Below are 15096 nucleotides of genomic sequence, written 5' to 3'. Positions count from 1 at the left end.
GACCGCGCGGAACCCTGGCGGAAGCGCTCAGCGCGCCTGGGATCCGGCCGTCACCGCGGGCGCGAGCGCTCGCCCTCGACGGCCTCCCGGCCGCCGGCGGCGATCTCCGCGTCATACGACATGCGGTTGAGCGTGCGCACGAACAGGGCGTCGGGCAGCAGGGTGAGCAGCAGGAAGACCAGGGGGACGAGCGCCCAGAGGCCGGCGCCGCCGTCCTCGAGCGCGTTGCTCTTGAGCGAGACGAAGACGATCGAGACGCCGAAGCCGATCCACGGGATGATCGCCCACCGGTCGATCCGGTTCTTGATGGGGTCGACGATGGGCCGGACGGGATCGCGGGCGGGCCGGGCGGCCACGTAGAGCGCAGCCCACAGGATGAGCAGGATGAGCACGACCCCGGCCACGGTCCACAGCGTCCACCAGTAGGCGAAGGCCCCGGCCAGGGCGATGAACGCGGCGAAGGAGGCGACCAGGCCCCAGCGCAGCACGTTCGCGTAGCGGGCGAGGCCGCGGCTGAGCTCGGCCGGATCGAAGCTCTCGCGCAGCTCGCGGCGGCTGGGCAGCCCCGCCGTGCTCGTCGAGCCCGCGCGGATGACGGGCGCACCGTCCTCGGCCCCCGCCTCGGGTCCCGGGGCCGCCTCGTGTCCTGTGCCCGCCTCGCGCCCCGGGCCTGCCTGGCCATCCGCCGCCGAGGCGCGCACGACCTGCGCGTCCGGTTCGCCTGCCGCACTGGGCTGCTGCGAGCGCTCGGCGCGTCGGCGCGCCCGCCTGGTCTCCGGCTCCTCGGCCACCGCTTCCCCCTCATGCTCGGTTGGCTGCCAGTCTAGCGACGGCCCGTGGCCCCCCGGCTGTCCGGGCGCGCGCAGCGAATGCGGCCACCCGTCCGGGCGAGAACGCCCTTTCGGGCCGTTGGACACGATTCGAGCACGATCATCGGATTCATGCGGAAACCGGCGGCGGATTGTGACGTGAACCACTGTATTCTGCACTCACGCGCTCGGGACCAGTCCGAGACCACCCCTGGAGGCAGCAGTGAAGCGTTCTGTATCGATACTCGCCCTGGCCGCGGCAGCGACCCTCGCGCTGAGCGCGTGCGGCGGCTCAGACAGCGGCGACAGCAAGGGCGGGGACTCCGACGGCCCCGACCTCGTCAACGAGGGCAAGCTGACCCTGTGCTCGGACATCCCCTACGAGCCGTTCGAGTTCACCAAGGACAACGAGAACGTCGGCTTCGACATCGACATGGCGGACGCCCTGGCCAAGAAGCTGGGCGTCGAGCTGGACACGATCACCACGCCGTTCGAGTCCATCGAGTCCGGGGTGGCGCTCAACACGGGCAAGTGCGACATCGCCCTGTCCGGCATGGGCGCCACGGACGAGCGCAAGACGAAGATGGACTTCACCGACATCTACCTCAAGGACAACCTTGCGATGATGACGAAGAAGGGCTCCGGCATCAAGACGCTCGACGATGCGAAGTCGAAGTCCGTGGGCGTGCAGAAGGCCACCACCGGCGAGGCGTACGCGAAGGACCACGGTGTGGATCCCGTCCAGTTCAAGGACACGGGCCTGCTCAACAACGCGATGGCCTCGGGCAAGGTCGACGCCGCCGTCGCCAACATCTCGACGATCTACGCGGCCACCCAGGCCCACGACAACCTCGAGATGGTCCAGGACTTCGGCACCGGCGAGCTCATCGGCGCCGCCGTGAAGAAGGGCAACACGAAGCTCGCCGACTCCTTCAACGAGATGCTCAAGTCCAAGCTGGACGACGGGTCCTACTCCAAGCTCGTCGACCAGTGGTTCGGCGAAGTGGGCAAGGCCGCCAAGGTCACCGAGGCCAAGGAAGGCTGACCCCCACCGCCCCGGGCGGCGCTCGCCACAGCGCGAGCGCCGCCTCGACCATGCCGAGGAGCATCTGTGGCACTGAACATGCGCCAGCGCGCCCGCCTTTCGCGCGGCATCCAATACGCGATCTTCGCGATCATCGTCATCGTCCTCATCGTCGTCGTGGACTGGAAGACGTTCGTCGACGCGTTCCTCAACCCGAAGGTCATCGCCGAGCAGTTCCCCGGTGTCCTCACCATCGCGTTGAAGAACACCATCATCTACACCGCGCTGGGCTTCGTGCTGGCGCTGGCCATGGGCATCGTCCTGGCCCTCATGAAGATATCCTCCGTGGGCCCGTACCGGTGGATCGCCACCGGCTACATCGAGTTCTTCCGCGGCGTGCCCGCCCTCATCGTCTTCATCGCGTTCGGCCTGGGCATTCCCACCGCATTCGGCTTCAGCCTCAACACCTACCTCACGGTCATGCTGTCGCTGGGCATCGTCGAGAGCGCCTACATCGCGGAGACGCTGCGCGCCGGCCTGCAGGCGGTGCCGCGCGGGCAGTACGAGGCGGCCCGCTCGCTGGGCATGACCCACACCCGGGCGATGATCTCGATCATCATCCCGCAGGCGTTCCGGATCATCCTGCCCCCGCTGACCAACGAGATCATCATGATGACGAAGGACTCCTCGCTCATCTTCCTCGTGGGCCTCTCCGCCAAGCAGTACGAGCTGGCGCTGTTCGGGCAGAACGGGATCACCGAGCCCTCGGCCGGCCTCACGCCGCTCGTGGTCTCCGGCGCCTGCTACCTCGTCATCACCCTGCCGCTGGGCTGGCTGGCCCGCCGCTTCGAAGCCCGCACCGCAAAGATGAGGAAGTGACCATGGCCGATTCCACCCCGCGCCGGCGCACCGCAGGCGCCCCGGACCTCCACGCCGAGGACATCCACGCCGAGGACGTGACGATCACCGACCTGCACAAGTCCTACGGCGACGTCGAGGTGCTCAAGGGCATCGACCTGACGGTGGCCCCGGGCGAGGTCGTGTGCCTCATCGGCCCCTCCGGCTCCGGCAAGTCCACGCTGCTGCGCTGCATCAACGTCCTGGAGAAGGCGAACGCCGGAACGATCGAAGTCGCCGGCTACACCGCCACGGACCCGGACACGGACCTCGACGTCATGCGCCGGCACGTGGGCATGGTCTTCCAGCACTTCAACCTGTTCCCCCAGCTCACCGCTCTGGAGAACTGCTCGATCGCCCAGCGCCGCGTGCTGGGCCGCGAGACCGGCGAGGCCAACCGGATCTCCCAGGACCGCCTCGACATGGTGGGCCTGGGCGAGCTGGCGGACCGCTACCCGGACCAGCTCTCCGGCGGCCAGCAGCAGCGCGTCGCGATCGCCCGGGCGCTGGCCATGGAGCCCGCGCTCATGCTCTTCGACGAGCCCACCTCCGCCCTCGACCCGGAGACGGTGGGCGATGTGCTGCGCGTCATGCGCGAGCTCGCCCAGGCCGGCATGACGATGATCGTCGTGACCCACGAGATGGCGTTCGCCAGCGAGGTCGCGGACAAGGTCGTGTTCATGGACGGCGGGGTCGTCGTCGAGCAGGGCCCGCCCAGCGAGGTCATCCGCAACCCGCAGCACCAGCGCACGCAGACGTTCCTCTCCCGCGTGCTCCACCCCGGCGGGCTCTGAGGCGGGCGGGCTCTGAGTCTCCCGGTGCTTCGGCCGCCTGGCACGGATACCCCCGGCACTGCGGCCGCCTGGCCTTGCAGCCACCGAGCACTCAGGCGACCCGGCTCTGCTCTGCGGCGACCGGCCCGTGCCCGTCCCAGCGCTCCGGCCGGCCCCGTGGCCCGCACTCGCCGCCCGCACCCGTCCCGCTGGTGAGTCCGACATCACATCGCGGGCGGAATGCGCGTAGAGTCGCGCAGGTCCACCCGATGCACGTCCGCCGCCCCACCCCGGCGCGCGGCGCCCGCACACGCAGCGGCCGCCGCGCGGCACCGATCACAGGAGACCCCGTGACCAGCCCCCGCCTTGACAAGCCCGCGCCCGCGTTCGTCGCGGACGAGAAGACGGCGCGCACCGCCGCCACCGCGGCCCTCGTCGGCACCGCGATGGAGTGGTACGACTTCTTCCTCTTCACGACCGCCTCCGCGCTCGTGTTCAACGTCCAGTTCTTCGACAAGGGCGACCCGTTCCTCGCCTCGCTGTCGTCATTCGCGACGATGGCGGTGGGCTTCGTGGCCCGGCCCATCGGCGGGCTCATCTTCGGCCACCTGGGCGACCGGGTGGGCCGCAAGACGGTCCTCATGATCACGATCGTCGGCATCGGCATCACCACCGGCCTCATCGGCGTGCTGCCGAACTACGCGACGATCGGCGTGGCCGCACCCGTCCTCCTCGTCGTCCTGCGCATCTGCCAGGGCCTGGCCGTGGGCGGCGAATGGGGCGGGGCCGTGACCGCCGCCGTCGAGTCCGCGCCGGCGGAGAAGCGCGCCCGCTACGCCGCCTACCCGCAGATCGGCTCCCCGATCGGCACGCTCCTGTCCTCCGGCGGGTTCTTCCTCGTCGGCCTGCTCATCACCCAGCCCGGCGCATTCGACTCGTGGGGCTGGCGCATCCCGTTCCTGCTGGCCCTGCCGCTGCTGCTCGTCGCCGTCTATGTGCGCAGCAAGCTCGAGGAGACCCCGGTCTTCCAGGAGATCGAGGCCGAGCACGAGAAGGCCGCCGCCCCCATCGTCCAGGTGCTCAAGCACTCCTGGCTGCAGGTCATCGTGGGCTTCGGCACGAACTTCGTGGGCCTGGGCGGCTTCTTCCTCGTCACGACGTTCGTCGTCTCCTACGGCAAGAACACGCTGGGCCTGTCGAACAGCCTCATGCTGGGCGCCACGCTCGTCGCCGCGGCGTGCGAGATCCTCATCATCGTCTTCTTCGGCCGCCTGGGCGAGCGCTGGGGCGCGGCGAAGGTCTCCACGTTCGGCGGCATCGCCACGGTCCTCGTCGCGTTCCCCATCTTCCTCATGGTCGACACGAAGCAGCCGCTGCTCGTCATCCTCGGCATGACGATCGGCGTGTGCTGCCTGTCGATCCCCTACGCCGTCAACGGCGCCCTGCTCACCGCGCTCTTCCCAGCCCACTACCGCCTGTCGGGCGTGAGCCTGTGCGCGAACATCTCCGCGATCTTCGCCGGCTTCATCCCCATGCTCGCCACGGCCTTCCAGCACATGGCCGGCGACGCCTGGTGGCCCGCCCCGATCATGCTCGTCGTCATCGCCGGCATCACCGCCGTGTGCTCGGTGCTCGCCCCGCGGCTCAGCATCGACGTGCCCGGCTACCGCCACTGACCGGCGGCGCCGGCGCCCGTCGACCGCGCCGGCGCCTCGGCTGCCCTCGCCCCGGCCGGCGGTGCCGCCATCCCGGTGGCACTCGCGCCTCCAGGCGGCACAGCCAGCCCCGCGCCCGAGGTGCAGGCCAGGATCTCCCTGGCCCGCGCCTCGGGCGCGGTCTGCTCTGCGAGCGCCTGCCTGCGCGCGGCCGGTGCGGGCTAGGGTGAGCACATGAGAACTCAGACCGATGGCCGCTCTGAACCCGTCCCCGCCGCAGAGCCCGGGTGCTCCGCGGGCCACCTCATCGTCCGCCAGCTCGAGCGCCAGGGCGTCGAGCGCGTCTACTGCGTGCCCGGCGAGTCCTACCTGGACGTGCTGGACGGGCTCTACGACTCGCAGATCCAGACCGTCGTGTGCCGCCAGGAGGGCGGCGTGGGCAACATGGCCGTCGCGGAGGGCCGCCTCACCGGGCTGCCCGGCGTCGCCGCCGTGACCCGCGGGCCCGGGGCGGCGAACACGATGATCGCGGTCCACACCGCGTTCCAGGACGCGACGCCGCTCATCGTGCTCGTGGGCCTCATCCCGGAGACCATGCGCGGGCACGAGGCGTTCCAGGAGTTCTCGCTCGAGGGCTGGTTCGGCACGACGGCCAAGCGGGTCTTCACCCTCGACAGCCCGGGTGAGGCCGCGGACCTCGTCGCCCGCGCCTTCCACATCGCGACCTCCGGGCGCCCGGGGCCCGTCATCATCGGCCTGCCGGAGGAGACGCTGCTCGCCCCGACCTCCGGGCGGACCGTCCCGCCGCTGCCGCTGGCGGCCACCCCCGTCTCGGATCACCAGCTCGCGGCGATCGAGGACGCCGCGGCGCGCGCCGAGCGCCCGCTGCTCGTGGTGGGCGGCGAGGGCTGGACCGACGAGGGATCCGCGGCGATCGCCGCCTGGGCGCAGGGCCAGGGCATGGGGATCATCGCGGACTTCCGCGCCACCGACGGCATCGACCACGACTGCCCCGCCTACCTGGGGGCCGCAGGCTACGGCTCCTGGCCCGGCACCGCCGAGGCGCTGGCCCGGGCGGACCTGCAGGTGTTCCTGGGCTGCGCGCGCGCCGACGTCATGACCAACGGCTTCGAACGCGGCATGGAGCCCGCGCACACGATCGTCGTCAACCCCGACGCGGAGCTGCGCCAGCACACGGGGCCGCTCGACATGCAGGTCGTCGCCCGCACGCCCGACTTCGCGGCCGCCGTGGCCGGGCGCCCCGCGCGCACGGCCGAGCTGCCCGCCTGGGTGCGGGAGACCCGCTCGGCCTACGCGGCCTGGCGCCAGACGCCGTCGGACGACCGCGCCCGGGAGGGCTACCTCGACCTCGACGTCGCGTTCGCCTCCGTCCGGGAGCTGCTGCCGGACGATGCGGTCATCGCCTACGGCGCCGGCAACCACTCCGGCTGGGCCTCGCGCTACCTGCCCACCCACGGGCCCGCCTCGCTGCTGGGCCCGCGCAACGGCGCCATGGGCTTCGGGGTGCCCGCCGCGGTTGCCGCGGCGCTGGTTTTCCCCGACCGCAAGGTGTTCTCTATCGCCGGCGACGGCTGCTTCATGATGAACGGGCAGGAGTTCGCGACCGCCGTGGCGCACGGCCTGGACATCACGATCATCGTCGACGACAACTCCGTCTACGGCACCATCGTGGGCCACCAGGAGCGCGAGTACCCGAACCGCCCGTCCGGCACCGGCCTGCAGAACCCGGACTTCGCGGAGTACGCACGGGCATTCGGCGGGTTCGGCATCCGCGTGGAGCGCACCGCGGACTTCCGCGACGCGTTCGCCCAGGCGCTCGACTACCCGGGACCCGCAATCGTCCACGCGATCGTCGACCCCGAGGTGCGCACCACCCGGCGCTGAGCGCCGCGGGGGTCGGGACGCGCGGGGTGTGCGCCGGGGAAGCACTGAGCGGGCGCGGCGGGCGCGCATCGCCGCCGCGCGGGTGCTGCCCACGCTCACTGCCCGTCCGGCCCGGGGCTACGGGGTGCGGGATTGCGGACCCGGGGTTGCGGGGCCGGGGCCCAGGGTTACGGGGCCCGGGGTTACGCGCCCGGGATTACGCGGCCCGAGGCCGCGCACACGCATTCCGACCGCCCGTTTCCACCTCCACCTCCCAGCGCTGCCTCCCCGCCCGACCGACTGACCCCGCGCCACCCCGCGGCCAGCATCCGCCAGCCGCTCTCCGCTCCACCACCGCTCCCTCACACGAAAGGCCCCGATCGCCGTGGAACTCGACCTCCTGCTCACCAACGCCCGCGCGCTCACCCTCGACGACTCCCGCCCCACCGCCGCCCGGATCGGGGTGTGGCAGGGCCGGCTCGTCGGCTTCGATGAGGAGCTCGACGGCCTGAGCGCGAGGCAGACGGTCGACCTCGACGGGGCCGCCGTGCTGCCGGGCTTCAACGACGTCCACTGCCACACGACGTGGTTCGGGCTGACGCTGGCCAGCGTGGACGTCGAGGCCCTGCCCGGGGGCATGGACGCCGTCTACGCCGCGCTCGAACAGGGCGCGCGGGCCGCCGGCGAGGGCGAATGGGTGGAGGCCACCGGATTCTCGCAGCAGGACTACGACAACGCATACCCGGACATCCAGGTGCTCGACCGCATCACGGGCGGCCGGCCGCTGTTCATGCGCCAGGTCAGCGGGCACGCCGCGATCGTGAACACGAAGGCGCTGGAGATGGCCGGGATGCTGGAGCCCGGCTACACGGACCCCGCCGGCGGCAAGGTTGTGCGCGACGAGCACGGCAGGCCCACCGGCCTCATCGAGGAGACCGCCCAGCAGGCCGTGCAGGACCTCATCAAGCCCTATTCCGCGGACACGATCGTCGACTGCCTGGACCGCGCCACCGCGCAGTACGCGAAGGAGGGCATCACGAGCATCGGAGAGGCGGGGATCAGCGGCGGCTGGATCGGCCACTCCCCCATCGAGGTGACCGCCTACATGCGGGCGCTCGCACAGGGCAGGCTGCGCGTGCGCGCCCAGCTCATGCCCTCGATCTATGCGCTCCACGAGGTCGCGGCGAACAGCGCGGACGACTTCGGGCTGGGCCTGGACCTGGGCGTCGTCACGGGCTTCGGCGACGATGACATCTCCATCGGCCCCACGAAGATCTTTATGGACGGCGCGATGTCCGGCGAGACGGCGGCGATGCACGCCAACTACGCCGGCCGCGACCACCCTGGCTACCTCCAGGAGGACCCTGAGGTGCTGCGCCGCCAGACGCTCGACGCCTACCGCTCGGGCTGGTCCGTTGCGGTGCACGCGATCGGCGACCTGGCCGTGGACGAGGCGGTGAAGAACATCGGCGACGCGATCGACCGCTATGGCCGCCACGCGATCCCCAGCCGCATCGAGCACGCCGGCATGGTCTCCGACGCCGCGCTGGCCAAGCTCGCGCACTACGGGATCGCGGTGACGCCGCAGGCGGCGTTCGCCGACGCGATCGGCGACGGCATGAATCGCTCGCTGGGCGATGACCGCGTGAGGATGCTCTACCGCGGCAAGTCGTTCGTCGACGGGGGTGTCATGCTCGCCGGCTCCTCCGACCGGCCGTGTGCGGACGGCAACGCGCTGCGCGGGATCCAGGCGTTCGTGGACCGCCGCACCCGCTCCGGCGGCGTGTTCGGCGTGCCCGAGGAGTGCATCTCCCCGCTCGAGGCGGTGCGCGCCTACACGTGCGTCGCCGCCGAGGCCTCGGGCCAGCTCGACTCGAAGGGCACGCTGAGCGCCGGCAAGCTCGCCGACATGGTGGTGCTGGGCGCCGATCCCACGCAGGTGGATCCGGAGGCCATCCGCGACATCGAGGTCCGCGCGACGCTGCGCGGCGGGGAGTTCACGCACTCGGCACTGTAGGGCGAGGGTGGTGTAGGGCGACGGCGCTGTTGGGCGACGCGGCGCGCTCCGGCGGTCCGGCGGCAGGGATACGGGTGCCACTGGTCAGGCCGGGTCCGATGGGGGTTGTGCGGGCCGGTTCCGGTGGGGGTTGTGCGGGCCGGCCCCTGTGGGGGCTGTGCGGGCCGGCCCTGGTCCGGGCTGTGCGGGCCGGGCTCTGGCGCAGGCGAGCGGGGGCCGCGTTTGAGAGGCTGCCGCTTGGGCGGGCTGTTCATGAGCGGGTGCCGCGCGTGAGCGGGTTCCCCGTGCGCGGCGGGCCGGTGAGCGGCAGCCCGGATTCTGCGGGCGCCCGAGGCGCCTCGGGTGCGGGTGATGCGCAGATAATGGCAGAGACACGGTTTTCGACAATGCCAGGCCGCCGCGGGCGGCACTGGCGTAAAGGACGGGCGGCCATGGGATTCGCAGACACACCACAGGAGCAGCTGGATTCGGAGCTGCTCACCGACTTCGCGACGATGTCGGCCTTCGGCGAGACGCCGCGCGGCGGCGTGGACCGCGAGGCGATGACGCAGCCGGACGTCGAGCAGCGCCGCTGGCTGAGCGGATGGCTGGAGGAGCGCGGGTTCAGCGTGGACATCGACCGCGTGGGCAACCAGTTCGGCACGTTCGAGTGGACCCCGGGCGCACCCTACGTGCTGCTGGGCTCGCACATGGACTCCCAGCCGCTGGGCGGGAAGTTCGACGGTGCCTACGGTGTGATCGCCGCCGCCGAGGCCGCCTGGCGCATCAAGCGGGCCTGCGACGAGTCCGGGCACGTGCCGCAGTACAACATCGCCGTGGTCAACTGGTTCAACGAGGAGGGCTCCCGGTTCGAGCCCTCCATGATGGGCTCCGGGGTCTACACGGGCAAGCTCGACGCGGACACGGTGCTCAAGACGGAGGACTTGGCAGGCGTCAGCGTGGCCGAGGCGCTGGAGGACGGCGGCTTCCTGGGCTCCGGCGATGGCCCGCAGGCCGCCGCGTATGCGGAGATCCACATCGAGCAGGGCCGCATCCTCGACGAGGAGGGCGTGGCGATCGGGCTGGTCGAGGCGACGTGGGCGGCGAAGAAGTACCACCTCATCGTCCACGGCGACCAGGCGCACACCGGCTCCACGATCATCTCCGACCGCCACGACGCGCTGCTGGGCGCCTCGCACCTCGTGGTGCTGGCCCGCGAGATCGCCGACGAGTTCGGCATCCACACCTCCGTGGGGCAGCTCGTGGTGCTGCCGAACTCGCCGGTCGTGGTGCCGCGCGAGGCCCGCCTGCACCTGGACATGCGCTCCCCGGACTCCGCCCTGGTCGAGGCGGCCGACGCCAGGCTGCGCGAGCGGATGCGCAAGATCGAGGAGCTCGCCGCCGTGCGCATCGAGGAGGACACGGCCCACCAGTGGGACCTGCTGCCCTACGACCCGCGCGGCGTGGAGCTCTCCCGGCGGGTGGCGGAGGACCTGGGCCTCAGCCACCGGCCCATCATGACGGTGGCCGGGCACGACTCGACGAACATGAAGGACATCGTGCCCTCCGTCATGCTGTTCGTGCCCAGCGTGGATGGCATCAGCCACAACGAGGGCGAGTACACGAAGGACGCGGACATGTGCGCCGGCGTCAACCTCTTCACCGAGGTTGCGACCCGCCTGCTCGACGGCGCGCTGGACGAGTAGCAGGCGCCGGAGCGTGGCGCCTCCGCCGCGACCGGCGCGGCCGCTGGCGCGCCCGGCGGCGGTCGAGTGGTCAGTCCCGTGCGGCGAAGCGCCCGCAGACCGCACAGGACTGACCTCTCGCTCAGAGGCAGTAGCCCGAACGGTCACTCTCGTACGGTCCGAGGGTGCCGAACCGAACAGGAACGACCACTCACGGAACGCCGGGGCGCCACCGGGCCAAGCCACCGGCACGGCCGCCTCATGCGGTTCTCCGCCTCCCCGCGCCTCGGCAGCGGTACCACCGAAGCGGGCACCAAGCGGTCACTCTCGTAGGGTCCGAGAGCGCGGAACCGAACAGGAACGACCACTCACGGACCCCAGGGCGCCCCGGGCACATGCCACCGGCACGGACGCCTCGCACATCCCCCACCCCCACCTCGCAAATCCCGCGCCCCACTCCACCCCGGGAAAACAGCTGAGCGGTCATTGTCGTTCGGTCTCCTCAGGAGATTCCGTACGACAATGACCGCTCGGCGTAGCGAGTGCAGGGCGCGGCGGGCTGCGAGGCGGAAGCGGTGCCGCACCGCTCACGGGCGCGAAGCCGCGCAGTGCCTCTCAGGGGCCCGTGCCCGCTCAGGGACGCGAAGCCACGCCGTGCCAGCTCAGGGGACCATGCCGCTCCGCGCTCAGCTGTAGTCGGCGTTCGTGAGCACCGCTTCGTAGACGTCGAGGCCCGCGTTGAGGTCCTCGGCCGTGATGTTGAGCGGCGGCACGATGTGCAGGCGGTTGAAGTTGACGAACGGCAATACGCCGCCGGCCTTGAGCTTGCCGACGATGTCCGTCATCGCCTCGGAGCCGCCGCCGTAGGGGGCAAGCGGCTCGCGCGAGTCCTTGTCCTCAACGAGCTCGATCGCCCAGAACATGCCCACACCGCGCACCTCGCCCACGTGCTTGGAGTTCGCCATGATCTTCTCCAGCCGCGGCTTGACGATCTCCTCGCCCAGCTTCGCCGCGTTCTCCACGATGCCCTCGTCCGCCATCGCGTTGATCGTCGCCACGGCGGAGGCGGTGGCCAGCGGGTGGCCGGAGTACGTGAGGCCGCCGGGGTAGGGGGAGTCGGCGAAGCGGTCATAGATCGCATTGTTCATGACGACGCCACCCAGCGGCACATAACCGGAGTTCACGCCCTTGGCGAAGGTGACGATGTCCGGCACGATGCCGGCCTGCTCGAACGCGAACCAGGTGCCGGTGCGGCCGAAGCCGGCCATCACCTCGTCGGCGATGTAGACGATGCCGAACTCATCGCACAGCGCGCGCACGCCCTGCACGTACTCGGGGCTGGGCACCATGATCCCGGCAGTGCCCGGGATGGTCTCGAGCACGATGGCGGCGATCGTGGCGGGGCCCTCGAGCTCGATCGTGCGGCGCAGGTGGTGCAGCGCGCGCTCCGTCTCCTCCGCCTCGGTCTGGGCGGCGAACTCGGAGCGGTAGAGGAAGGGCCCGAAGAAGTGGACGACACCCGAATCGCCGTGGTCGTTGGGCACGCGGCGGGGGTCGCCGGTCACATTGATCGTAAGGTTCGTGCCGCCGTGGTAGCTGCGGTAGCGGGAGAGCACCTTGTGCCGGCCGGTGTAGAGGCGGGCCATGCGGATGGCGTGCTCGTTGGCCTCCGCACCGCCGTTCGTGAAGAACACGTGGTCGAGGCCCTCGGGCAGGCGCTCGGTGACGAGCCGCGCGGCCTCCGAGCGGGCCGCATTCACGTGGGCCGGGTTGATGGTCGTGAGGATGTCGGCCTGGTCCTTGATCGCCTGCACGACCTTGGGGTGCTGGTGGCCGATGTTCGTGTTCACCAGCTGCGAGGAGAAGTCGAGGTATTCGCGGCCCTCCCCGTCGTAGACCCGCGAGCCCTGGGCGCGCGAGATCGTCATGGGGGTGAGCTGCTTCTGCGCGGACCACGAGTGGAACACGTGCGCGCGGTCCAGCTCGTAGGCGCGGGCGGATTCGGCTCGGATGTCGTCGAGTTCGGACTCGCTGAAGTTGGTCACTGTCGTCCTTCCACAATGTGCGAAGTCTGGTGGTCATGGGGCGCGTTCCCGTCGAACTGCGCTGTCCGGCGGGCCCGCCACGGCGGATTGCGCGTGCACCGCTGCGGTGCCCCCATCGTAGGGGACGGGCACTGCCCGCTCGGGCCACGGCCGCAGTGCGGACACGGGCACCCACACGCCGCCGAGGCGCTGGCCGGTGCGCGCTCCTCGCGCCGGCGGTTCGGTGGTCACCCCGCCGGCTGCCCGCGCTCACCCCGTCGGCCGCCGCGCGCTCATCGCACGTGCGACCGCGTAGGGTGGCTGGCATGTCCGAGGCTGCCAGCTACCGCACGCCCCGTGGGGAGGCGGTGGCGGAGATCGAGGTCAAGCGCTCCCGCTTCATCGCCCGGGTGGCGCACGCGGAATCGGAGTCCGCTGCGCGCGCAATCGTCGACGAGCAGCGCGCCGCTCACCCGAAGGCCCGCCACCACTGCATGGCGTTCGTGCTGGACCCGCGCGGCCAGACGCAGCGCTTCAGCGACGACGGCGAACCCGCCGGCACCGCGGGAGCGCCCATCCTCGAGGTGCTCGCCGGCCGGGAGCTCACGGATGTCGTGGCGGTAGTGACCCGCTACTTCGGCGGCACGCTGCTGGGAGCCGGCGGTCTGGTGCGCGCGTACGGCGGGGCCGCGGCCCACGCGGCCGACCGGCTGCGCATCGACACCCGCGAGCTCGTCGTCCCGGTCGCCGCGGAGTTCGACTACGGCCTCGCCGAGCAGGTCAAGGCGCGCGTCGAGCAGCAGGGGTGGCGGGTGCTGAGCGCGGACTACGATGCCGCGGTGCGCCTGCGCCTGGGCGCTCCGGAGGCCGAGGCGGAGGCATTGCTGGCCCTCCTCGCCGACCTCAGCGGGGGCCGCGCGGCACCGGAGCGGGGCGCGCCGGAGTACCTGTAGCGCTGAGCGCGTAGCGGTGCCTGCAGCGGGGCGGCCGAGGGGGTGCTGCGCGAAGTCTCCACGCGATGGCGCGGCCGCAATCCGGTGAAGACTTCTGCACGGCAACACTGCGATTGCGCTCGAAAAGTCTTCACCCGCCCGGGCAGGGCCGATCAGGTGAAGAGTCTGTGCAGCACCCCAACAGGGCAGCAGCGATCAGTCGATGGCGGCGATCTTCGCGATCCGGGCGTCGGTGAGCATGGCCAGGTCGTCCGGGCGCATCTCGATCTCCAGGCCGCGCCGCCCGCCGGAGATGTAGACCGTCTCGTGGTCCTGCGCGGTGCGGTCGATGACGACCGGCGAGGTGCGGCGCTGGCCGAACGGGCTGACCCCGCCGGTCTGGTAGCCGGTGCGGCGCTCCGTTTCGGCGATGCCGGCCAGCTGCGCCTTCTTGCCGCCGATCGCGGTAGCGAGAGCCTTGAGGTCGAGCTGCCCGGAGACGGGGACGAGGGCGGTGATGGGCTCGCCGTCGACGAGGATCATGAGCGTCTTGAACACGCGGTCGGAGGCGATCCCGAGCTTTTCCGAGACCTCCGTGCCATAGCGGCGGACGTTGGGATCGTGCTCGAATTCGAAGACGCTGTATTCGACGCCGGCCAGGTTGAGCACACGCAGTGCGGGAGTGGATGCGGTGTGCGAACGAGCTGCTATCGACATGTGGACTGACGTGCCTCCTGCCCGGGGAAGCTGCGGCGGCGGGGCCGGGGCGGTGCTTCGACGAGCGGGTCTTGGGGGGGTGGACGGACTGCAATTGCTCCAAGGGTAAGGGAGAGGCGGGCGGCGAGGCCAACTGAGAGGTCGCGCGGGTCACACCGGCACCGATATCGCCTGGCCTACCCCACTTCACCGCTCGGGAGCCACCTGACGGCGCACGGGCGCGACCGACCACTTGCCGCTACCGCGCACGGGCGCGAAGGACCGCGCGCGGCAGCCGCAAGGGGCACCCCCGCCTCACCCCCAGCCCAGCTCGTGGAGCTCGTCATCGTCGATGCCGTGGTGGTGGGCGACCTCGTGGACGATCGTGATGTAGATCTGCTCGTAGAGCTCGTCTTCGTCCCGCGCGCACGCGATGAGCGGGTTCTTGAACAGCGTGATGGTGTCCGGGGGCACGAATCCGTAAGCCGCGTCGCGCTCGGTGAGGGCGATGCCCTCGTAGAGTCCCAGGATGCTCGGCGCCTCCGGCGGCGGATCGTCGGCGATGAAGAAGGCGACGTTGTCGAGGCGCTCGGTCACCTCGGCGGGCAGCGCCGCCATCGCCTCCTCGACGAGTCCGTCGAAGACTCCGTCCCCAGCGAACGCCCCGCCCCCAGCCGACTCGTCGCCTACCGTTTCCATGTGCCCTCCATCGCCCCAGTCT

The 15096-nt window shown here is 71.2% G+C and carries 12 protein-coding genes; 8 read left to right on the top strand and 4 right to left on the bottom strand.

The window, feature by feature from the left end; all coding sequences use genetic code 11:
- Nucleotides 1-50: 50 nt before the first annotated feature.
- Complete coding sequence (locus BRM1_RS11875; RefSeq protein WP_268526191.1) at nt 51-791, bottom strand: hypothetical protein; 741 nt, start codon at nt 789-791, stop codon at nt 51-53.
- A gap of 241 nt (nt 792-1032) precedes the next feature.
- Here BRM1_RS11875 and BRM1_RS11870 point away from each other — a divergent pair, with 241 nt between their 5' ends.
- The 7 genes from BRM1_RS11870 to BRM1_RS11840 all read left to right on the top strand — a co-directional run bounded on the left by BRM1_RS11870 (nt 1033) and on the right by BRM1_RS11840 (nt 10744).
- Nucleotides 1033-1854, top strand: a complete 822-nt coding sequence (locus tag BRM1_RS11870; protein ID WP_160953115.1) for an ABC transporter substrate-binding protein — start codon at nt 1033-1035, stop codon at nt 1852-1854.
- A gap of 66 nt (nt 1855-1920) precedes the next feature.
- Nucleotides 1921-2712, top strand: coding sequence for an amino acid ABC transporter permease (locus BRM1_RS11865; protein ID WP_268526189.1), 792 nt, complete (start codon nt 1921-1923; stop codon nt 2710-2712).
- A 2-nt stretch (nt 2713-2714) separates the two neighbouring features.
- Nucleotides 2715-3524 carry an amino acid ABC transporter ATP-binding protein gene (locus BRM1_RS11860; RefSeq protein ID WP_160953114.1) on the top strand — a complete coding sequence of 270 codons (810 nt, stop codon included), beginning with the start codon at nt 2715-2717 and terminating at the stop codon, nt 3522-3524.
- Between the two features lie 329 nt (nt 3525-3853).
- Nucleotides 3854-5179, top strand: a complete 1326-nt coding sequence (locus BRM1_RS11855; protein ID WP_268526187.1) for an MFS transporter — start codon at nt 3854-3856, stop codon at nt 5177-5179.
- A 213-nt stretch (nt 5180-5392) separates the two neighbouring features.
- Nucleotides 5393-7063, top strand: a complete 1671-nt coding sequence (locus BRM1_RS11850; RefSeq protein ID WP_268526185.1) for a thiamine pyrophosphate-dependent enzyme — start codon at nt 5393-5395, stop codon at nt 7061-7063.
- Nucleotides 7064-7427: 364 nt separating this feature from the next.
- Complete coding sequence (locus BRM1_RS11845; RefSeq protein WP_160953111.1) at nt 7428-9059, top strand: amidohydrolase; 1632 nt, start codon at nt 7428-7430, stop codon at nt 9057-9059.
- A gap of 431 nt (nt 9060-9490) precedes the next feature.
- Nucleotides 9491-10744 (top strand): M20 family metallo-hydrolase, encoded by a 1254-nt coding sequence (locus tag BRM1_RS11840; RefSeq protein ID WP_268526182.1) that lies wholly within the window; start codon nt 9491-9493, stop codon nt 10742-10744.
- Between the two features lie 665 nt (nt 10745-11409).
- On the opposite strand, the gene BRM1_RS11835 is transcribed toward BRM1_RS11840, so the two are convergent.
- Nucleotides 11410-12768, bottom strand: coding sequence for an aspartate aminotransferase family protein (locus tag BRM1_RS11835; protein ID WP_268526180.1), 1359 nt, complete (start codon nt 12766-12768; stop codon nt 11410-11412).
- Between the two features lie 305 nt (nt 12769-13073).
- Here BRM1_RS11835 and BRM1_RS11830 point away from each other — a divergent pair, with 305 nt between their 5' ends.
- A complete protein-coding gene (locus BRM1_RS11830; RefSeq protein WP_160953108.1) occupies nt 13074-13700 on the top strand; it encodes a YigZ family protein in 627 nt (208 codons plus the stop codon).
- A 195-nt stretch (nt 13701-13895) separates the two neighbouring features.
- On the opposite strand, the gene ybaK is transcribed toward BRM1_RS11830, so the two are convergent.
- Nucleotides 13896-14396, bottom strand: coding sequence for a Cys-tRNA(Pro) deacylase (gene ybaK, locus BRM1_RS11825; protein WP_160953107.1), 501 nt, complete (start codon nt 14394-14396; stop codon nt 13896-13898).
- Nucleotides 14397-14690: 294 nt separating this feature from the next.
- Nucleotides 14691-15074: a metallopeptidase family protein gene (locus tag BRM1_RS11820; RefSeq protein ID WP_160953106.1), complete on the bottom strand. Its 384-nt coding sequence runs from the start codon at nt 15072-15074 to the stop codon at nt 14691-14693.
- Nucleotides 15075-15096 lie beyond the last annotated feature (22 nt).

It is taken from the genome of Brevibacterium sp. BRM-1 (genome assembly GCF_026802075.1).
In the GTDB taxonomy this organism is placed as follows: domain Bacteria; phylum Actinomycetota; class Actinomycetes; order Actinomycetales; family Brevibacteriaceae; genus Brevibacterium; species Brevibacterium rongguiense.
Note: the sequence above shows the minus strand (reverse complement) of the source record. Positions and strands in the feature narration are given on the sequence as shown.

Coding starts and splice junctions, on each gene's coding strand:
- BRM1_RS11860 (WP_160953114.1), top strand. CDS start 2,715: ATGGCCGATTCCACCCCGCGCCGGCGCACCGCAGGCGCCCCGGACCTC.
- BRM1_RS11850 (WP_268526185.1), top strand. CDS start 5,393: ATGAGAACTCAGACCGATGGCCGCTCTGAACCCGTCCCCGCCGCAGAG.
- BRM1_RS11840 (WP_268526182.1), top strand. CDS start 9,491: ATGGGATTCGCAGACACACCACAGGAGCAGCTGGATTCGGAGCTGCTC.
- BRM1_RS11830 (WP_160953108.1), top strand. CDS start 13,074: ATGTCCGAGGCTGCCAGCTACCGCACGCCCCGTGGGGAGGCGGTGGCG.
- ybaK (WP_160953107.1), bottom strand. CDS start 14,396: ATGTCGATAGCAGCTCGTTCGCACACCGCATCCACTCCCGCACTGCGT.
- BRM1_RS11820 (WP_160953106.1), bottom strand. CDS start 15,074: ATGGAAACGGTAGGCGACGAGTCGGCTGGGGGCGGGGCGTTCGCTGGG.